Origin of the sequence: Clostridium sp. (assembly GCF_022482905.1) — a bacterium.
Taxonomy (GTDB): domain Bacteria; phylum Bacillota; class Clostridia; order Clostridiales; family Clostridiaceae; genus Clostridium_B.
Window position 1 is genome coordinate 1,418,605 of sequence record NZ_JAKVOI010000001.1, and the last position, 19,085, is coordinate 1,437,689.

At 34.9% G+C, this 19,085-nt stretch carries 22 protein-coding genes; 2 read left to right on the forward strand and 20 right to left on the reverse strand.

The genetic code is table 11. The features are described from left to right. Nucleotides 1–15: 15 nt before the first annotated feature. From trmD to pta, 17 genes are all read right to left on the reverse strand, one after another. Nucleotides 16–750, reverse strand: a complete 735-nt coding sequence (trmD, locus tag LKE46_RS07000) for a tRNA (guanosine(37)-N1)-methyltransferase TrmD (RefSeq protein WP_291719741.1) — start codon at nt 748–750, stop codon at nt 16–18. Then, complete coding sequence (gene rimM / locus LKE46_RS07005; protein ID WP_291719743.1) at nt 735–1,229, reverse strand: ribosome maturation factor RimM; 495 nt, start codon at nt 1,227–1,229, stop codon at nt 735–737. Before rimM ends, trmD begins: the two co-directional genes overlap by 16 nt. 58 nt (nt 1,230–1,287) lie before the next feature. Beyond that, nucleotides 1,288–1,515 carry a KH domain-containing protein gene (locus LKE46_RS07010; RefSeq protein WP_291719745.1) on the reverse strand — a complete coding sequence of 76 codons (228 nt, stop codon included), beginning with the start codon at nt 1,513–1,515 and terminating at the stop codon, nt 1,288–1,290. An 18-nt stretch (nt 1,516–1,533) separates the two neighbouring features. Then, nucleotides 1,534–1,791, reverse strand: coding sequence for a 30S ribosomal protein S16 (gene rpsP, locus LKE46_RS07015; RefSeq protein WP_291719746.1), 258 nt, complete (start codon nt 1,789–1,791; stop codon nt 1,534–1,536). Between the two features lie 41 nt (nt 1,792–1,832). After that, nucleotides 1,833–3,188, reverse strand: coding sequence for a signal recognition particle protein (gene ffh / locus LKE46_RS07020; protein WP_291719748.1), 1,356 nt, complete (start codon nt 3,186–3,188; stop codon nt 1,833–1,835). Between the two features lie 13 nt (nt 3,189–3,201). Further along, the gene (locus LKE46_RS07025; RefSeq protein WP_291719750.1) at nt 3,202–3,537 is read right to left on the reverse strand and encodes a putative DNA-binding protein; all 336 of its coding nucleotides are present in this window, start codon (nt 3,535–3,537) and stop codon (nt 3,202–3,204) included. A gap of 143 nt (nt 3,538–3,680) precedes the next feature. Beyond that, nucleotides 3,681–4,592, reverse strand: a complete 912-nt coding sequence (gene ftsY / locus LKE46_RS07030) for a signal recognition particle-docking protein FtsY (RefSeq protein ID WP_291719752.1) — start codon at nt 4,590–4,592, stop codon at nt 3,681–3,683. Between the two features lie 29 nt (nt 4,593–4,621). Next, entirely contained in the window at nt 4,622–8,188 is a 3,567-nt protein-coding gene (gene smc / locus LKE46_RS07035) for a chromosome segregation protein SMC (protein ID WP_291719754.1), read from the reverse strand. Between the two features lie 6 nt (nt 8,189–8,194). Then, nucleotides 8,195–8,293 carry a DUF4044 domain-containing protein gene (locus tag LKE46_RS07040; RefSeq protein WP_291719756.1) on the reverse strand — a complete coding sequence of 33 codons (99 nt, stop codon included), beginning with the start codon at nt 8,291–8,293 and terminating at the stop codon, nt 8,195–8,197. Next, nucleotides 8,290–9,378, reverse strand: coding sequence for an elongator complex protein 3 (locus LKE46_RS07045; protein ID WP_291719758.1), 1,089 nt, complete (start codon nt 9,376–9,378; stop codon nt 8,290–8,292). Before LKE46_RS07045 ends, LKE46_RS07040 begins: the two co-directional genes overlap by 4 nt. A 29-nt stretch (nt 9,379–9,407) precedes the next feature. Next, complete coding sequence (rnc, locus tag LKE46_RS07050) at nt 9,408–10,118, reverse strand: ribonuclease III (protein WP_291719760.1); 711 nt, start codon at nt 10,116–10,118, stop codon at nt 9,408–9,410. A 115-nt stretch (nt 10,119–10,233) separates the two neighbouring features. Beyond that, complete coding sequence (acpP, locus tag LKE46_RS07055) at nt 10,234–10,467, reverse strand: acyl carrier protein (protein ID WP_291719762.1); 234 nt, start codon at nt 10,465–10,467, stop codon at nt 10,234–10,236. Between the two features lie 137 nt (nt 10,468–10,604). Continuing rightward, nucleotides 10,605–11,606, reverse strand: a complete 1,002-nt coding sequence (plsX, locus tag LKE46_RS07060) for a phosphate acyltransferase PlsX (RefSeq protein ID WP_291719764.1) — start codon at nt 11,604–11,606, stop codon at nt 10,605–10,607. 110 nt (nt 11,607–11,716) lie between these two features. Beyond that, nucleotides 11,717–11,899 carry a 50S ribosomal protein L32 gene (gene rpmF, locus LKE46_RS07065; protein ID WP_291719766.1) on the reverse strand — a complete coding sequence of 61 codons (183 nt, stop codon included), beginning with the start codon at nt 11,897–11,899 and terminating at the stop codon, nt 11,717–11,719. Between the two features lie 15 nt (nt 11,900–11,914). Next, nucleotides 11,915–12,418 (reverse strand): YceD family protein, encoded by a 504-nt coding sequence (locus LKE46_RS07070; protein WP_291719768.1) that lies wholly within the window; start codon nt 12,416–12,418, stop codon nt 11,915–11,917. A 78-nt stretch (nt 12,419–12,496) separates the two neighbouring features. Further along, nucleotides 12,497–13,696, reverse strand: coding sequence for an acetate/propionate family kinase (locus LKE46_RS07075; RefSeq protein ID WP_291719770.1), 1,200 nt, complete (start codon nt 13,694–13,696; stop codon nt 12,497–12,499). A 40-nt stretch (nt 13,697–13,736) separates the two neighbouring features. Further along, complete coding sequence (pta, locus tag LKE46_RS07080) at nt 13,737–14,741, reverse strand: phosphate acetyltransferase (protein ID WP_291719773.1); 1,005 nt, start codon at nt 14,739–14,741, stop codon at nt 13,737–13,739. A 202-nt stretch (nt 14,742–14,943) separates the two neighbouring features. Here pta and LKE46_RS07085 point away from each other — a divergent pair, with 202 nt between their 5' ends. Beyond that, nucleotides 14,944–16,170, forward strand: coding sequence for a nucleotidyltransferase (locus tag LKE46_RS07085; RefSeq protein ID WP_291719775.1), 1,227 nt, complete (start codon nt 14,944–14,946; stop codon nt 16,168–16,170). A 107-nt stretch (nt 16,171–16,277) separates the two neighbouring features. Further along, complete coding sequence (gene ylbJ, locus LKE46_RS07090) at nt 16,278–17,453, forward strand: sporulation integral membrane protein YlbJ (protein WP_291719777.1); 1,176 nt, start codon at nt 16,278–16,280, stop codon at nt 17,451–17,453. On the opposite strand, the gene LKE46_RS07095 is transcribed toward ylbJ, so the two are convergent. The 3 genes from LKE46_RS07095 to rsmD are packed head-to-tail and all read right to left on the reverse strand — an operon-like array spanning nt 17,436 to nt 19,040. After that, complete coding sequence (locus LKE46_RS07095; protein WP_291719779.1) at nt 17,436–17,960, reverse strand: ATPase; 525 nt, start codon at nt 17,958–17,960, stop codon at nt 17,436–17,438. The genes ylbJ and LKE46_RS07095 overlap by 18 nt on opposite strands. Before the next feature lie 17 nt (nt 17,961–17,977). Next, on the reverse strand, nt 17,978–18,472 hold the full coding sequence (gene coaD / locus LKE46_RS07100; protein WP_291719782.1) for a pantetheine-phosphate adenylyltransferase: 495 nt from the start codon (nt 18,470–18,472) through the stop codon (nt 17,978–17,980). Between the two features lie 4 nt (nt 18,473–18,476). Then, complete coding sequence (gene rsmD / locus LKE46_RS07105) at nt 18,477–19,040, reverse strand: 16S rRNA (guanine(966)-N(2))-methyltransferase RsmD (protein WP_291719784.1); 564 nt, start codon at nt 19,038–19,040, stop codon at nt 18,477–18,479. Nucleotides 19,041–19,085: the final 45 nt, after the last annotated feature.

Here is a 19,085-nt window from a genome sequence, read left to right on the forward strand (position 1 = left end):
TTCAATACATGCTTTTTATTTTTTATTTATTTCATCTGCAGCTTTAAGTATTTTCATATCTTCCTTTGAAAACTTTATCTTTTCAAAAAGGTCGGGTCTTTTTTCTCTCGTTATCAAAATGGATTCAAGTCTCCTCCATTTTCTTATATTCTCATGATGTCCCGATATCAATACCTGCGGCACTGCCTCGCCTTCAAAGCACTCAGGTCTTGTATATTGGGGATACTCAAGCATTCCATCGTAGAAAGATTCCTCAACATAACTTTCACTGTTTTTAAGTACTCCAGGCACCATTCTGCATATGCCGTCTACAATAGGTATACATGCAGATTCTCCACCTGTAATTACAAAATCGCCCAGGGATATTTCCATATCTATATATTTGTATGCTCTTTCATCTATTCCCTCATAATGCCCGCACAAGAATATAAGTTCCTTTTCCCCTGCAAGGTGCTTTGCCATTTCCTGATTAAATGTCTTTCCTCTTGGGCCTAGAAATATCACCTTTCCATTATTGACCTGCTTCACAGCTTTTATACAATCCACTATTGGTTGTGCAGCCATTATCATGCCTGCTCCTCCACCATAGGGATAATCATCGACTTTTCTATGTTTGTCTTTCGTATAATCTCTTATGTCAACTGTATTTATATCTAAAATTCCCTTCTCCCTGGCCCTACCTATTATACTATAGTTGAATACATCAAACATGCCAGGAAAAAGTGTCAAAATATCTATTCTGACATCCATGTGCTCACCGGCTTTATAAGTATCCTAGATTTTTTTACATCTATATCCAAAATTATATCTTCCAGTGCTGGGATCAAAAGTTCTTTTCCTTCTTTTATCCAATAGACATCATTATTCGGGGTATGTATTACTTCTGCAACCTTTCCATAATTTACTCCATTATTGTCAAAAACACTACACCCTATTATATCGGAAATAAAATAACTTCCTTCTTCAAGTTCAACTGCATCTTCCCTTTTGACTTCAATATACTTCTCCTTGTAGCTGTCCGCATCTTCTATGGAATCTATACCTTCTATTTTCAATATAACTCTCTTTGACTGCAGCTTGCAGCTTGCTACCTTTCTCACTTTTCCATCAACATATACACGTGTCAATTCCTTGAATCTTTTAAAATCATCAGTAAGCGGATATATCTTCAATTCACCTTTTATTCCATGTGTATTTACTATCTTACCTATTGTAATGAATTGTTCCATAAGTATATTCACCCCTTTCAACTGATAATATCAATATAAGAGTTAGGAAGCCTAACTCTTATATTATCTCTACAACAACCCTCTTGTTCTCTTTTATAGCTGCTGCCTTTACCACAGTTCTTATAGCCTTGGCTATCCTCCCCTGTTTTCCTATTACTTTTCCCATGTCTTCTTGTGCAACTTTCAATTCAAGAATTATAGATTGTTCTCCTGCGATTTCATTTACTTGAACCATATCTGGGTTATCTACCAACGATTTAGCTATAATTTCAACTAATTCTTTCAAGTTATCCACCCCCAGTAACTACTTGCCAATCTTTTCACCTAATCCAGCCTGAGTAAAAAGTCTTTTTACAACATCAGTTGGTTGAGCACCATTTTTTATCCATTGTACAGCTTTCTCTTCGTCAAATTTTATAGTAGTTGGTTCTGTTGTAGGATTATAGTATCCTAATTCTTCTATAAATCTTCCATTCCTTGGAGATCTTGAATCTGCAACAATTATTCTATAAAATGGAGCCTTTTTTGCACCCATTCTTCTCAATCTTATCTTTACTGCCATTTATATCACCTCCTTGGCTGTATTGAATCTTTAAAATCTATTTAAAAAGGCAACTTTCCAAACATACCCTTCTTAAATCCTTTTTTGCTGCTTATTCCATTGAATTGTTTCATTATCTTCTTGATTTTTTCAAAGTCCTTGAGCAGCCTGTTTACCTGCTGTATAGTGGTACCCGATCCAGATGCGATTCTCTTTTTTCTTGATGTTGAACTACTTATAATGGACGGATTGGCTCTTTCCTTCATGGTCATGGATTTTATTATGGATTCCTTTGTCTTCAAATCCTTCTCACCCTGTGAGAGATCCACTCCACGAAGAGCCTTAGAATCTACCCCCGGTATCATTTCCACAAGTTTGCTAATGGGTCCCAGTTTCTTAGTCTGCTGCATGAGATTTAAAAAGTCCTGAAAATTGAATTCCTTGTTAAGCATTCTCTCGCCAAGTTCTTTAGCCTCATCCTGATCTATGGACTGCTGTGCCTTCTCTATAAGTGAAAGTACATCTCCCATTCCAAGTATCCTCGATGCCATTCTGTCAGGGTGAAAGACCTGAAAATCACTCATCTTCTCACCTACACCTATAAATTTTATAGGTGTTCCAGTCATTGCCTTTATAGAAAGTGCAGCTCCGCCTCTCGTATCACCATCCAGTTTTGTGAGTACAACTCCACTTATGCCTATCTGTTCATTAAAAGCCTGGGCAACATTAACTGCATCCTGACCTGTCATAGAATCTACAACAAGTATGGTTTCACCTGGATGAACCGCATCTTTTATATTTTTAAGCTCATTCATAAGTTCTTCATCTATCTGGAGCCTTCCGGCAGTATCTATTATAACCACATTCAAATTATTGTTCTTTGCATATTCAAGTGCTCCTCTGGATATGTCTACTGCAGTCACCTTGTCTCCCATTGAAAATACTGGAATATCTATCTGCTTTCCGACTACCTGAAGCTGTTTTATTGCTGCAGGTCTGTATATATCACAAGCTACCAGAAGAGGTTTCTTGTTCTTTTTTCTGAGTTCCAGAGCCAGCTTGCCGCACACGGTAGTTTTACCTGCTCCCTGGAGTCCTACAAGCATTATCACTGTCAATCCACTTGATGAATATTCAAGGGAACTCTCGCTGCTGCCCATTAAACTCGTTAATTCCTCGTTTACAATCTTTATAACCTGCTGTGCAGGAGTCAAACTCTTGAATACTTCTTCTCCAAGGCATTTCTCACTGACACTTTTTATGAAATTACGTACAACCTTGTAGTTAACATCTGCTTCTAAAAGTGCCAACTTTACTTCCCTCATAGCATCTTTTATATCTTTTTCCGAAAGCTTACCTTTTCCCCTAAGCTTCTTCAAGGTATTCTGAAGCTTAGATGCCAATCCTTCAAAAGCCATGTTAATCCTCCTACTAAATATTATCCATTATATATTTCTTTATATAATCTATTTTAATTCCGTTATCTGCAGTTTTGATAGAATCAAGCATCTCCAGAACATTTTCCATGCTTTTTTTCAATTCCAGCCTTCTATCCATCAGGCCCAATTTCTCTTCATAGTGTACCAGAAGCCTGTTGCATCTTCTTATAATATCGTATACCGCCTGTCTGCTTGTATCTGTATGTTCAGCTATTTCAGACAGTGACAGATCCAGATTGTAATACAAATCCATTATATTTATTTGCTTATCCGTCAATAATTTACCATATATATCTAACAATATGGAGAACTGTACTCTTTTTTCCATGAAATATCAAGCAAATAATGCTCTTTCACTTCCTCAAGACTTATTCAAATTCACTTAATTCCATAACTAACTTCTGACAGAAATCATAATATCAAAAATATCAGAGACTGTCAAGTAAATTTACTTAACAGCTTTCTTATATTTTAAAATAATACTTCCACAAAGCTTTCCGGATTAAATTCCTGAAGATCTTCAATGCCTTCCCCTACACCTATCAATTTAACTGGTATATTAAGAGAATGTTTTATAGATATTACGATACCTCCCTTTGCAGTCCCATCCAGCTTTGTCAAAATTATCCCGTCTATTTTGCAAACCTCCATAAACTGCTTTGCCTGCTGTACTGCATTTTGTCCTGTTGTAGCATCCAGGACCAGAAGTGTTTCCCTGTGTGCTTCACTGTATTCCCTGTCAATTACCCTGTTTATTTTTCCAAGTTCATCCATTAAATTTTTCTTGTTGTGGAGCCTTCCTGCAGTGTCACATATAAGCACATCCACCTTTCTTGCCCTGGCTGCTTGAACTGCATCAAATATTACAGCAGCAGGATCTGATCCTTCCTGATGTTTCACTATATCAACGCCTGCCCTGCTGCTCCATATTTCAAGCTGGTCTATAGCGGCTGCCCTGAATGTATCCGCAGCAGCCATGAGGACTTTGTAGCCGGCACTCTTTAATTTTGAACTCATCTTGCCTATGGACGTTGTCTTTCCAACTCCGTTTACTCCTATAACCAAAACAACTTCCGGTATTTTTTCAGGCTTCACACTGCCCCGTTCCGTACCCAGCATATCTATAATTACTTCCTTTAAACAATCCTTTACGAGTGAAGGTTCCTTTATCTTTTTTTCCTTTATCTTCTCTTTCAATTTATCTATTATGTAAATAGTTGTATCCACACCTATATCAGCTGTTATAAGTATTTCTTCAAGTTCTTCATAAAGATCATCATCTATGGAAATTGATCCACTTAATACTTCCATTATTTTTCCTGTAAAATTATCCTTTGTCTTCGTAAGTCCACTCTTTAACTTATCAAAAAATCCCTGTAACATATATTTCCCTCTTTCCATTTATTAATCTATCAAGATGCCTTTTCACTTAAATCTACGGATACAACCTTGGATACTCCCTTTTCCTCCATAGTAACTCCATACATGACATCACTGGCTTCCATGGTGCCTTTCCTGTGAGTTATTATGATAAACTGGGTATTTGCAGAAAACCTCTTGAGGAATTCCGCATATCTGGATACATTGACATCATCAAGTGCGGCCTCTATCTCATCAAGTATGCAAAAAGGAGTCGGCTTCATCTTCAGTATGGCAAATAAAAGTGCTATTGCAGACAATCCTTTTTCACCACCAGACATGAGATTTATATTTTGAAGCTTCTTCCCCGGCGGTTGAACTGTTATTTCTATATTCCCTGTAAGTTCATCACCCTCTGTAAGCTTCAGATCCGCACTCCCTCCTTTAAACAGTTCTATAAATGTTTCATTAAAATTTTTTCGCAGTTTTTCAAAATTTTTATTGAACAGTATCCTCATCTTTTCTGTCATTTCAGTAATTACATTTTCTAATTCTTTTCCTCCATTTACCAGATCTTCTTTTTGAAGACTCATAAAATCAACCTTTTCTTTTACTCCCCTATATTCTTCAATAGCTCCCAAATTTACAGCTCCTATATTGGATATCTCTTTCTTGAGAGAATCTATCTTCTTTTTGAATACATCTATGTTTTCTATGTATGTCCTATATTTTGTTCCTTTTTCATATGTTATTTCAAGATCTGAATTTAATTTCAAATTCAAATTTTTCTTCTCTGTAGAAAGCTTGGTGAGACTGATCTGGTGTTTATGAATTTTCTCCTCCTGTTTATTTATTTTTACTGCAAGCAGCCGGGAATTTTCATTGCTGTAATTTATTTTTTCTTTAAGGCTTATTTGTCTTTTTTTCAATCTGTCTATATCTTGTTCAAGCTCAGATATACCCATTTTTACGATTTTTATTTCATTTTTATTATTCTCAATTTCAATGCTGAATTTTTTCTTGTCGCTGCAGAGTTCGTTCTTCTGAACTTTTAAATTGTCTATTTTAAGCTCCATTTCTTCAATATCACTGCAGATCCTTTCTATGGAAAAAGATCTGTTCATTATATTTTCATCCAGTTTTGCCTTCTCCACCTTTATTTCCGTGAGTCTGTTTCTTGAATCATCAATATTTGAATTTTTGCCTTCTATTTCTTTTTCCAGATCCAATATATTTTTGTTGTTGGTTTCCTGCTTTAAATTTAGTTCTTTTAAATCAATCTTTTTATTTTCAAGCTCCAGTACAAACGTTTCTTTCTGTCTGGATATGCCCAGCAGCTCTTTTTTAGATATATCCATGTTCTTCTTCAGCTTTATATTTTCACTGTTTATAGTATTTATCTTTTCCTTAAATTTTACTATATCTATATTTTTCGAATATATATCATCTTTTAAATTCAGATTTAATTCATCCAGCTCTTGTATATTTCTTTGATGTTCACCTATAACATTACTCAAAGAATTTCTATCCTTGTCCATAGCTTTAATTTTATTTTTCAGATCATTTATTTGTCTCTTTCTTCCAAGTACATTTGACATTTTGGATTTTAGGCTTCCTCCAGTCATTGATCCACCGGCATTCACTACCTCCCCTTTTAATGTAACTATTCTCATGGTGTAGTTGGTGGCTTTTGCTATCTTCAATGCACTATCCAAATCCTCTGAGATTATGGTTCTACCAAGTATATTTCCAACTGCATTTTCAAATCTTGAATCGTAATTTACAATATCACTTGCAATCCCCAAATACCCATTTATGTCACACATACGTCTGGATTCTGAAATTTTTCTGTTCTTAATTATATTGAGTGGTAAAAATGTAGCTCTGCCAAGATTATTTGCTTTCAAATAATCTATTAGTTTTTTTGCGATATTGTCATCTAGAGTTATTATATTTGAAATAGCTGCACCCAGGGCTATTTCCACAGCGATCTCAAATTTTTTCTCAACTTCAATTATTTCACCCAATAAAAAACATCTGTCATTATTTACTCCTGTCCTGCCCGATTTTATATCCTTCATAAGGATCTTGGATGACCTGTTGTACCCTTCATACTGTTTTTCCAAATTTGCAAGCATATTGAGACCTGCAGTGGCTTTCATGTAATCGTCATCTGCTCTTTTTAATTCATATGTATATTTTTTCAAATTCTCCCTGGAAGATTTAATTTCACTTTTATTCTTTTCTATTGCAGTTCTATCATTTTCAACTCTTTTTTCTATATCCTCTATTTGAGATTTGATAGTGGATATAGTTGCATTATTTATCTTTATAGAATTTTCACAGTCACTGCAGGATCTTTTTATATAATCATCCTTGTCATCTATTTTTTTTATATTGTCCTTAAGGGAAACCATATTGTTTTTAATATTTGACATGGAACTCAAATACTCTATTTGATTGTCCTTCAATTTCTTAAGTAAATCATCCCTGTCACATATATTTTTTATTATTTCATTTAAAGCTCTGCCTCTCTCTTCTATTTCACCTGATAATTTTTTTTGAATTTCAATCTGGTCGGAAAGTTCTTTTTCCTGAAGGTATTTTTGCTTAAAAACTTCACTCAACTTGTTTTTAATCACTCCATATTCTGAATCAATCTTTTCAATATTGTTCTCAGAATTAGATATCTTTTCTTTCAAGACATCTATATTTGAATGTAACTTCTGAATTTTTGATTTGCTGTCATAATATTTTTTTTCACAATCAAGTTTTTCCTTTTCTATATCGGATAATTCCTTATTACATCTGTCTATATCACATTTCAATACGGCAAAATCTGAATTCAATTTTTTTACGTAGTTTTCACCTTCAGAAATTATTTTATCCAGATCATCAATTTCTATCTGCAATTTGTCAATTAAATTTATCAATAAATTTATTTCCTTTTCTTTCAATCCTTCCGAAAGTTCCAAAAATCTATTTGCCTTTTCATTTTCAATGCGCAGCGGTTCAAGTCTTTCTCTATAGGTAGAAAGTATATCCTCTATTCTCATGAGATTTTCATCGGTATTTTTAAGTTTCTTCTCCGCTTCTTCTTTTCTCCACTTGAACTTCACAATTCCAGCCGCTTCTTCCAAGAGCCTTCTTCTGTCCTCAGGCTTTCCACTCAATACGGCATCAATTTTTCCCTGTCCTATTATGGAATAGCCTTCTTTCCCTATGCCTGTATCCATAAAGAGTTCATATATATCTTTTAATCTGCATCTTGTATTGTTTATATAGTATTCACTTTCTCCAGATCTATAAATTCTCCTTGTAATCGTAACAGAAGTATATTCCAGGGGCAGTGACTTGTCTTCATTGTCAAGGTTCAACGAAACCTGACACAACCCCAAAGGTTTTCTGAACTGGGTACCTGAAAAGATAACATCCTCCATTTTGCCCCCTCTCAGATTTTTTATGCTCTGTTCTCCCAGTACCCATCTTACTGCATCGGAAATATTGCTTTTGCCGCTTCCATTTGGGCCGACTATGGATGTGATGCCCTTTGTAAATATCAATTCAGTCCTGTCTGCAAAAGACTTGAAGCCTCTTATTTCTATACTTTTTAAAAACATATTCCTCTATCTCCCAAACATCATTGGAATCAACCCAATTATAAACATAATTACTATGCCTACTGCAAATATTTTAGTCATTTTTACCCTGGTATTTTTTTTCATACTTCACCCTCCTTTAGTTTTCTGCTGATTTGACCTATATAGCTTTTCAATGATAGTATATTTTCTTTCTTATCAAAAAACAGTTTTAAGTTTTCTCTTTCCACAGATTTATCCTGAATCACACGGATGGAAGTAAATTTTAAATTTGATTTCATGCTTTCGAAAAATTTTTTGCCGTCAGCATACAATATTGATATGTCCCTTGGATTTATACTTATATCCAATACGCCGTCATATACTTGAGGTACGACACCTTGAATCATTTCCACATAAAGGCTGCCAAGTACAAGTTCTCTAAATGCAGGATGAAAAGGGCCATTCACTACTTCTCCTCCCAAATTTATCTCTTCTGTAGGCTGAAGTCCGACTCTTATAACATTTATTCCTTCAGACACAAGCATACAGTAAAGCAGTTTGCTTATATCAACGGCATCACAAAGACTGTATGGACTATAAATGCCATTGCTGTACATGTACTCCATAGGAGTATTTTTTATTATAAGTGCCGGATAAATTCTATATATATCAGGCTTCATATCTATAGATTTTTTAACTGTAGCTATATCCTTGTCAAAATTATCACCTGGAAGTCCGAGCATAATTTGATGTCCCAATGTAAATCCATATTCTTTGATAAGCAGTGAAGCTTTTCTCACATCTTCCTCAGAATGTCCTCTTCCCGATTTTAAAAGTACTTCCTCGTCCAGAGACTGAACCCCGAGTTCTATAACATCAACACCATAATGTTTCAGATTATCCAGAATGGGAACATCTATATAATCCGGCCTTGTGGAAAGGTGTATAGAATCTACAAGTCCCCTGTCCTTGTACTGTTTGGCTGCATCCAGAAGTTCTTTTTGCTTACGGATATCTATGGCGGTAAAGGTTCCACCAAAAAAAGATACTTCTATAAATGCCCCATCTTTTTTTATCGTACCAAGATATGTATCTATAGTATGTCTCGTAAAAGCCTCATCTACCTTTTCTTCACTTCCTGTAATCTTTGTCTGATCACAGAATACGCAATTATGCGGACATCCTTCATTGGGAACAAATATAGGAATTATATAGTGTTTTTTGCCCATTTATTTTCACCTCCGGTAAAGTAACTTCTTCAAAAATGCCGGTCATTACTTTTTATATTTGCAAGAGCCCTGTATGCAGCATCTTGTTCAGACTGCTTCTTGCTGTATCCAACTCCGCTTGCAAGTATATTGCTGTCTACAGCTACCTGAGTATAGAATTTTCTTCTATGGGGCGGTCCTTCAAATTTAACCAGTTCATAATCTATGTCCACTTCTCCATTTTGCTGCAGGATTTCCTGAAGCCTGGTCTTATAGTCGAATACTATTTCATCCTTTACAGCTTTCTCTATAATATCCTGAAAGTTTTTTATTATGAATTCATCAACTTTTTTATATCCATTATCTATATAAAAAGCCGCAATTATGGCTTCAACACAATCAGCAAGTATGGACATTCTTTCCCTTCCGCCTGTCATTTCCTCGCCTTTGCTCATCTTTATATACTTTCCTATGTTCCATTTCTTCGCTACCTCATAAAGTGACGTTTCACATACTATAAGTGATCTTTTCTTTGTAAGAACTCCTTCCTGCTCATCTCTATAGTTTAAAAACAGGTACTTTGATATGGCAAGCTGAAGTACTGCATCTCCCAGAAATTCCAGACGTTCATTGAACTTTACAAACTTTTTCCCATTTGCATAGGAACTATGGGTAAGTGCCGTTTCAAGAACTTTTTTATCCTTGAAATGGGCATCAAGCCTTTCTTCCAATTCTTCAATATTATTTGAAATACTCTCCATTTTTTCTCCTTCTGAAGTTTATTCCTCAGTCTGTTCTTTCAAGAACAAATTCAAGAATAAACTGCATGATAAAAATAAATTTAAAGCCCCGCACTATAAAACGGGACTTGCCTTTCTACTCCTCTGTATGAGCTTTTATGTACTCAACTACATCCCCTACAGTAGATATTTTTTCTGCTTCCTCATCTGGTATTTCCAAATCAAATTCTGTCTCAAGAGCCATAATAAGTTCAACTATATCAAGTGAATCCGCACCAAGATCATCCACAAAAGATGATTCCGTAGTTATTTCCTCTTCACCAATTCCAAGTTGTTCGGATATTATTTTTTGTATTTTTTCAAAAATCATAATTCCACCTCCTAAAAAATTCATACATAAATAATATTACACAAATATCCCATAGCGTCAATATTAATTAACATCAAATTTATTATAACAATTTATTTTACATTAATACATTTATATTATAACTTTTTTATATTATTCTATATGTTTCCAAACAGGCTCTCTATTTCAGACTTTATTTTATCTATAACTGAATTTTCTATACATTGCTCAGCCTGGAAAATAGCATTCTTAAATGCCTTGACATTAGAACTTCCATGGGCTTTTACACATACTCCCTTTGACCCCAAAAATGCAGAACCTCCATACTCTGAATAATCAAATTTTGTCTTAAATTTCTTAAAGGTATTCTTCATAAGCAGGGCACCTATTTTTGCAGAGTACGACTTCATGATTTCTTCTTTCAACATCCCAGCTACATTCAATGAAACGCCTTCATACATCTTAAGTACAGTATTTCCGACAAATCCATCACATACCAGTATATCTACATTTCCATCTGATATGTCTCTAGGTTCCACATTCCCAACAAAATTTAAATTTACATCCTTCAAAAGCTTGTATGCCGCCTTTGTAAGTTCATTTCCCTTTTCTTCTTCTATTCCTATATTAACAAGCCCTACAGATGGATTATTTATCTTGAGCACATTTTCAAAATATATTTTTCCCATCATTGCAAATTGAAGCAAATATTGGGGTTTGCAGTCCACATTAGCTCCAGAATCTATAACCATGAAGTTTCCATTCCTGCCCGGCATTATAGGTGCGAGAGCAACCCTATCTATACCCCTAATTCTCCCGACTATCAACGTGGCACCAGTCATGAGAGCTCCTGTGCTTCCTGCAGATACAACTGCCTCAGCTTCACCTCTGGACACTATATTCAATGCCTTTACAAGACTTGAATCCTTTTTTTTCCGTACAGCCATAACGGGAGGCTCATTGGTGTCTATTATCTCTCTTGAATCAACAATGCTTATTTTATTTTTGTCATAGGTATATTTTTGAAGTTCCCGCATTACTTCCTCATGTCTGCCTGTTATCACGATTTGCATATCATGTTCCTTTAAAGCAGCAACTGCACCCCCTACAGCTGCTGCTGGTGCGAAATCTCCCCCCATGCCATCTACAACTATTTTCATCTACTCACATCCTCGTTAATTACACTTTGAGATCAAGATCATAATTATATCATATAATATAATTTGGCTGATATAAAGTCAAAAAAAGAAAGTCTGACGACTTTCTTTAGCTATTTTTTAATTGAAACGACTTCCTTACCATCATAATAACCACAACTCTTACAAACTCTATGAGCAAGTTTCATTTCATGGCATTGAGGACATTCTACAATTCCCGGCAACTTTAATTTAAATACCTGTGCCTTTCTAGCATCTCTTCTTCCTTTTGATGCCTTTCTAGCTGGACTCGTCATAATAAAAACACCTCCTTAATTCGAAGAAAACATATTTTTCAATTTTGCCCATCTTGGATCAATTTCATCCTTACTACAATCACAGGTTGAATAATTTAAATTCGTACCACATTTCGGACACAATCCTCTGCAATCTTTTTTACAAAGCCTCTTTATGGGCAGCATCAATATAATATTATTTTCTATAACTTCAGTAATATCTATATAATCATTGTCAATGAAAATAACGTCATCGCCTTCATCGACCGTTTTCCTGCCTGTAAAGTTTTCATTTATTTCAATCTTCATGGGATAAGAAAACTTCTCCAAGCATCTTGAACAGGTAAGTCCCAAAACTGTATTTACATTTCCCGTCAATACAAACAGATCCCCGACTTTTTTCAAAGTTCCTGAGAACCTGATGGGCTTCAAAATATCTATGTATTCACCGCCATCATAGAAACTGCTTTCCTCTAAAGTAATATCCAAATCCTTATCGAGAGTTTCATTGTCAAGCAAACTAGATACATCCAATTTCATAATGCTCACCTCTAATAATAGCCACAATTCATTATATAGAGATGGGCATTAAAAGTCAAGATTTATTTAAGCTAGAACTTATCTGCTGGATTCAACTATTCGTTGAGTATCTCTTGCTATCATGAGTTCCTCGTTGGTAGGTATGGCAAGAACTTTTACTTTTGAATCCGATGCGCTGATTTCAGCTGCTTCTCCTGCTATATTGTTCTTCTGTTTATCCAGCTTGACTCCAAGATATGTAAGTCCCTCGCATATTTTAAGTCTTGCAGCTGAAGAATTTTCTCCTAAGCCTGCCGTAAACACTATGCAGTCAACTCCATTCAGTACTGCAGCATAGGAACCAACTACAGATCTAACCCTGTAATAAAACAGTTCAAGGGCAAGTTTAGCTCTTTTATTTCCCTTATCCGCTTCAGCTTCAACATCCCTGAAATCACTGCTTACTCCTGATATTCCCAATATTCCCGACTTCTTATTCATTAAATTATCAACCTCGTCCACAGACAAGCCAACGGATTTCTGCAGGAAAGGTACTACAGCTGGATCTATATCACCGCACCTAGTTCCCATACATATACCGGCAAGTGGAGTAAATCCCATGCTGGTGTCGATGGATTTCCCGCCATCTACAGCACATATGCTTCCACCATTTCCAAGATGGCAGGTTATAATTTTAAGTGACTTTATGTCCTTGCCAAGCATTTTGGCTGCCTCGCCTGAAACAAATCTATGTGAAGTTCCATGAAAGCCATATTTCCTTACCCCGTATTTTTCATAAAGTTCATATGGTATGGCATAGGTATATGCATAATCTGGAAGAGTCTGATGAAATGCAGTATCAAATACAGCTATCATAGGCACATCCGGCATTAACTCCCTGCATGCATTTATTCCTATCAAATTAGGTCCGTTGTGAAGAGGAGCCAGCTTGATACAATCCTCGATCACCTTTATGACATTATCATCTATAAGTACTGATTCAGCATATTTTTCTCCTCCATGAACCACTCTGTGTCCAACGGCCGATATTTCAGACATGTCTTTAATTACCCCATGCTCCTTGTCTACGAGAGCATTGAGTACCAATTTTATGGCTACCTTATGATCTTCCATCGGTTGTTTGATTACATGTTTTTCTCCATTTACCTTATGTGTCAATATTGAACCTTCTATGCCTATTCTCTCCACAAGTCCTTTTGCAAGTACTCTTTCATCTTCCATATTTATCAATTGGTATTTCAAAGATGAACTCCCACAGTTTATTACTAGAACCTTCATAAATTAACTCTCCTTACTTTTATTTTCATACATGACAAAATTATTTTTCTGCTGCCTGAGCCTGTACTGCAGTTACAGCAACAACATTTACTATATCATCTGAACTACATCCTCTAGACAAGTCATTTATAGGCTTTGCAAATCCCTGACATATAGGTCCTATAGCTTCTGCCTTTGCAAATCTCTGAACAAGCTTATAGCCTATATTACCAGACTGGAGTTCTGGAAATACAAGTACATTTGCCCTGCCTGCCACAGGACTACCTGGTGCCTTCAAATTTGCAACTTCCTCTACAAGCGATGCATCAAGCTGAAGTTCTCCATCTATCTTAAGTTCAGGGTTCATTTCCTTTGCAAGTTTTGTTGCATTTCTGACTTTATCTACAGTTTCATGCTGTGCACTGCCTTTGGTTGAAAATGAAAGCATGGCTATTTTAGGATCCATACCACATAATTCCTTGGCAGTCTTTGCAGTAGTTGCGGCTATTACTGCCAGCTGCTCTGTGGACGGATTAGGATTTACAGCACAGTCTGCAAACAAAAGCATTCCATGATCACCGTATTCACAATTTGGAATTTCCATCATAAATATGCTGGAAACAACTGAAGTTCCGGGAGCAGTTTTTACAATCTGAAGACCTGGTCTTAAAAGATCCCCCGTAGTATGTATAGATCCGGAAACCAGTCCATCTGCTGCTCCAACCTTAACCATCATAGTTGCAAAATAAAGAGGATCTCTAACTATCTTGTTCGCCTTTTCAGGTGTCATACCTTTTTTCTTCCTTAGTTCATAAAATTCATTGGCATATGTTCTAAGGCACTCGGAAGTTTCAGGATCTTCAAGTTCAACCCCTGTCAGATCTACTCCCAATTTTTCAGCTTTTTCTCTTATTATATCCTTATTTCCAACCATTATTACATGTGCCAGTCCATTTTTAACTATTTTTTCACTGGCCTTGATATTCCTTTCTTCTTCTCCCTCTGCCAAAACAATCTTCTTCTTATCTGTTTTGGCTTTAGCCCATATTTGTTTCATCAATTCCATTTTCGTTTCTCCCTTCGATATTAAAATTATATAATTATATATTTTAATATAATCATTTTTGAAACCAAATTTCAATAAAAACAACTAAAATTTGAAATCCTTAATGGCATTTTTAGCTGTTATAATAATAAATTTAATCTGTTATAATAATTATACATTAAAAAATCAATTATTACAAAAAAAACAGGAGGATAACATAGTAATGAGTATAACTGGAATTATAGCAGAATATAATCCTTTTCACAATGGACATATATATCATATCAAAAATGCATCCCGATTGGCAAATTGTCATGGAATCATAGCTGTAATAAGTGGTGATTTTGTTCAAAGGGGAACACCTTCCATAATCGATAAATGGAATAAAACAAGAATTGCACTTTTGAATGGAATTGATTTAGTAATAGAACTTCCTGTTCTATATAGTATATCTTCTGCAGAGTTTTTTGCCCATGGAGCAACAAGTCTTCTAAATTCTCTTGGAGTTGTGGACAATATTTGCTTTGGAAGTGAATGCACTGATATTCAAATACTGGATCTCATATCTCAGATTTTAGTGGATGAGCCACCGGAATTGAAGGCAAATATAAAAAATGAACTTATGACAGGTAAGTCTTATGCAGAAGCCAGAAGCAACTCCCTGATCACTCTTATACGCAAAAAATATAAATACACTTTATCTGATGATTTAAAATCAATACTGTCTTCCCCAAACAACATACTGGCTATAGAATATATAAAGAGCTTGAAAAAATTACATAGCTCCATGAGAGTATTTCCTATAGAAAGAATTGGAGAGAGTTACTGCAGTTCCAAAATAACGGAGAATTTTCCCAGTTCTTCTGCAATCAGAGAGTTTTTAAAATCAGGAAATGACATCAGTACAATTCGCAGAAACCTTCCCGATGATACCTACAATCTTGTAAGCAGATTTCGCAGTCAAAATTATAATTTTTCCATGGAGGATTCCATTGTTCCATATCTAAAATATAAATGTTTTTTCAGTAAAAATAACATGAATAACCTTCCTGATGTTTCTGAAGGCCTGGAAAACAGAATTTTTAGGGCAATAGAAAACAATTCCTCATACAATGACATAATACTCAGCTCAAAATCCAAAAGGTATGCCTATACAAGGATAAGCAGAATACTCTGTCAATTTTTTCTTGGATTTGAAAAATTCGATACAAAGGCTCTACGGGAAAAAGATTGTCCCTATGCCAGAGTTCTCGGCTTCAATAGAAAAGGCATGGAAATATTGAAAAAAGCTAAACATACCTCCTCCATACCCATTTACACTAAATTTCCCAAGAAACTAGATGAAATTTTGACCCTTGACCTGCTTGCCACAAAAGCATACAGCCTTTTGAATAGATATGTTGATTTTAATTCCGATTATAAAAAAGGACCTGTTATATTCAAAAATTGATGCATGATCTCCATGAATAATATCTACAGGAATAAGTTTAACTGATATTTAATATACTCTAATATATTTATATAAAATTCAGTTGACAAAAAGCAGGTGGGTTGTTCATGGAAATATTATTTTATACTCTTCTAGTTGTAATAATAGTATTATTGTCTTTTCTTTTAAAAAACAGAAACTTGTTTATAACTATAGTATGTTCTATTTTTATAATACAGATAATACTTGCTCCCAAAATATGTATAGATGGCGCTATAAATGGAGCCGTACTTTTTTTCTACAAGGTATTTCCATCCTTGTTTTCTTTTTTGGTGGTTTCCAATATAATAATAAACTGTGACGGAATATCCATATACGCAAAATTATTCGGGAAAATACTGTGCCGGCCTTTGAGACTTCCAAACAGCTGCAGCTTTACACTTATTATAAGCATGCTGTGCGGATATCCTCTAGGTGCAAAGTACGCCTGTGACTTGTATGAAAACAGATCAATAAATTATAATACACTTCAAAGGCTCCTAAATATTGCCTCGAATTCAAGCCCTCTTTTTATGCTTGGTTCTGTAGGAATTTCCATGTTTAAAAGTCCTTCTATAGGATACATATTTCTGCTTTCAAACTTAATATCATGTATGATTATGGGCATGATACTGCCGTCTTCACAGGATTATACAAATACTAATTTCATAGAAAATTCATCATATCCACAGGATACTGCAATTGGTATATTCAAAAGCAGTATAGAAAATTCAATAAAAACCTGTCTTTCCATAGGGGGATTTATTACTGCTTTTTCAGTTGTAAACAATATATTGAATCACAACTCCGTGTTTAATTTAATTACTATGAAGATTTCACATATTCTCGGTATTTCAAACAGCGTTGTGGCAGGTACACTGCTTGGAATAGTAGAGATGACAAATGGCTGCAATATAGTATCCGATTCGGCTGAAAATATTTACATAAAAATATTCCTGGTAAGCTTTTTATTTACATTCAGCGGTTTTTCCATAATATCTCAGGTATATTCCTTTACATATAAGTTCAAGGTTTCCATGAAAATATATACCCTGAGAAAAGTGCTTCATGGAATAATATGTTCCTTCATAAGTATAATAATGTTTAAAATATATGAGACTGCAGCTTCCAGGGAAATATTCTCCTACTACTATGTATCAATTGCAGATGGTAGTGGATTAAGCTGGCTCTTTATACTCATATTATTCATATTGGTATTCCCAATTGTAATATGTGGACTAAAAAAGCTATTTCATATTATTTAACTCCTTTATATTCTCTTTTATAGAATCTGTATCCAACTTTATGTTTCCATCAAGATTATCTATAAATTGTTGAAACTCCATTTTTAAACTTGAAAGCATTTCCTTGCTCTTAAGATTTATTTCAACATCCAGCTGTTTCAATATATCATTTGCATAATCTCTTGCTCCAATACGTATAGCCTTTGCATTTTTTTTTGCAGATGATATTATTTCTGCAGACTTTCTATTTGCCTCTTTTGTTATATCATGATTTTCTATTTGACGTCTCAGTATATTTAAATTCTCCCTTTTCATATTCTCAGCCTCCTGTATTGCATCGCTGAGTATTCTCTCTTTTTCTTCTACTACCCATTGTGCCTTTTTTAAATCGGCAGGAAGATAATTTACTATTTTATTTAGTATATCCAATACTTCTTTTTTATTTACCATAACTTTTCCTGTCATAGGTACCTTAGCAGATGTTTCTATAATTTCCTCAAGATATTCTAACAACTTGATAGTTTCCATACTCTCCCCCCTAAGGATTAACTTTTTATATGATATTTATCAGTTCTTTTTATTATATCAGATATAATTTCATCTGGGACAAGTTCCTTAATGCATCCTCCAAATACTGCAACCTGTTTTACTGCCGAAGAACTCAAATATGAATTTACTGCACTGGTCATCATAAACACAGTTTCTATTTCAGGACAAAGTTTTTTATTCATGAGCGCCATTTGAAATTCATACTCAAAATCCGATACCGCCCTTAAACCTTTTACTATAACCCTGGCATCTCTTTGTTTCATAAAGTCTATCAGAAGCCCGCTAAAACTGTCCACCTCCACATTTGGTATGTCACTTATAACTCTCTTTATCAAATTCACTCTCTCATCCCTGCTGAAGAGTCCTTTCTTGTCGGGGTTCACCAGAACTGTGACTATTAATTTGTCAAATATCTTAGCTGATCTTTTTATTATATCCAGATGTCCATTTGTAATTGGATCAAAACTCCCCGGATAAACTGCTGTATTCACCTTATTAATCCTCCCTGTTCTCTTTATAAATACATACGGTGGTTTTACCGTATTTTCTATGCTGATCTAAAACAATTGACTTACTGCCGTTGTATATTTCTTCACTGCTGTCAATTTTAGTCATTATAATACCATCTTCCATGAGCATGGAACTTTCATCAATTATTTCTATGGCTTTCGGAATCATGTCCTTTCTATAAGGTGGATCTATAAATATTATATCAAACTTTATATTTTTATCTGCAAGTTCTTTCAATGCCTCATAGGAATCCATATTCATGCATCTGCACTTTTCACCGAATTGCAGATTTTCAACATTCTGTTTCAAAAATGAAAAGGTTTCTCTGCTCTTATCCACCAAATAACAAAATTTTGATTCCCTGCTCACAGCTTCCAGTCCAAGACTTCCCGTACCTGCAAATACATCCAGGACTATTGAATCTCTTATTTTATTTTGAATTATACTGAACATTGCCTCCTTAACCCTATCCAGAGTAGGTCTTGTAACACCATATCCTTCTGGAGACAATAACTTTCTTCCTTTTGCAAGTCCTGCAATTATTCTCATTCCATACTTCCTCCTACAGTGTGATTTTACAATAATACATATAAC

What these genes read in the sequence shown, in the direction of transcription:
- LKE46_RS07040 (WP_291719756.1), bottom strand. Translation starts at nt 8,293, where the DNA reads ATGAAAAAAAATACCAGGGTAAAAATGACTAAAATATTTGCAGTAGGC.
- LKE46_RS07075 (WP_291719770.1), bottom strand. Translation starts at nt 13,696, where the DNA reads ATGAAGGTTCTAGTAATAAACTGTGGGAGTTCATCTTTGAAATACCAA.
- rimM (WP_291719743.1), bottom strand. Translation starts at nt 1,229, where the DNA reads ATGGAACAATTCATTACAATAGGTAAGATAGTAAATACACATGGAATA.
- LKE46_RS07095 (WP_291719779.1), bottom strand. Translation starts at nt 17,960, where the DNA reads ATGGAAACTATCAAGTTGTTAGAATATCTTGAGGAAATTATAGAAACA.
- ffh (WP_291719748.1), bottom strand. Translation starts at nt 3,188, where the DNA reads ATGGCTTTTGAAGGATTGGCATCTAAGCTTCAGAATACCTTGAAGAAG.
- ylbJ (WP_291719777.1), top strand. Translation starts at nt 16,278, where the DNA reads ATGGAAATATTATTTTATACTCTTCTAGTTGTAATAATAGTATTATTG.
- LKE46_RS07025 (WP_291719750.1), bottom strand. Translation starts at nt 3,537, where the DNA reads ATGGAAAAAAGAGTACAGTTCTCCATATTGTTAGATATATATGGTAAA.
- trmD (WP_291719741.1), bottom strand. Translation starts at nt 750, where the DNA reads ATGGATGTCAGAATAGATATTTTGACACTTTTTCCTGGCATGTTTGAT.
- smc (WP_291719754.1), bottom strand. Translation starts at nt 8,188, where the DNA reads ATGTTTTTAAAAAGTATAGAAATAAGAGGCTTCAAGTCTTTTGCAGAC.
- rpmF (WP_291719766.1), bottom strand. Translation starts at nt 11,899, where the DNA reads ATGACGAGTCCAGCTAGAAAGGCATCAAAAGGAAGAAGAGATGCTAGA.
- ftsY (WP_291719752.1), bottom strand. Translation starts at nt 4,592, where the DNA reads ATGTTACAGGGATTTTTTGATAAGTTAAAGAGTGGACTTACGAAGACA.
- plsX (WP_291719764.1), bottom strand. Translation starts at nt 11,606, where the DNA reads ATGAAAATAGTTGTAGATGGCATGGGGGGAGATTTCGCACCAGCAGCA.
- LKE46_RS07070 (WP_291719768.1), bottom strand. Translation starts at nt 12,418, where the DNA reads ATGAAATTGGATGTATCTAGTTTGCTTGACAATGAAACTCTCGATAAG.
- LKE46_RS07045 (WP_291719758.1), bottom strand. Translation starts at nt 9,378, where the DNA reads ATGGGCAAAAAACACTATATAATTCCTATATTTGTTCCCAATGAAGGA.
- rnc (WP_291719760.1), bottom strand. Translation starts at nt 10,118, where the DNA reads ATGGAGAGTATTTCAAATAATATTGAAGAATTGGAAGAAAGGCTTGAT.
- rpsP (WP_291719746.1), bottom strand. Translation starts at nt 1,791, where the DNA reads ATGGCAGTAAAGATAAGATTGAGAAGAATGGGTGCAAAAAAGGCTCCA.
- pta (WP_291719773.1), bottom strand. Translation starts at nt 14,741, where the DNA reads ATGGAATTGATGAAACAAATATGGGCTAAAGCCAAAACAGATAAGAAG.
- LKE46_RS07085 (WP_291719775.1), top strand. Translation starts at nt 14,944, where the DNA reads ATGAGTATAACTGGAATTATAGCAGAATATAATCCTTTTCACAATGGA.
- acpP (WP_291719762.1), bottom strand. Translation starts at nt 10,467, where the DNA reads ATGATTTTTGAAAAAATACAAAAAATAATATCCGAACAACTTGGAATT.
- rsmD (WP_291719784.1), bottom strand. Translation starts at nt 19,040, where the DNA reads ATGAGAATAATTGCAGGACTTGCAAAAGGAAGAAAGTTATTGTCTCCA.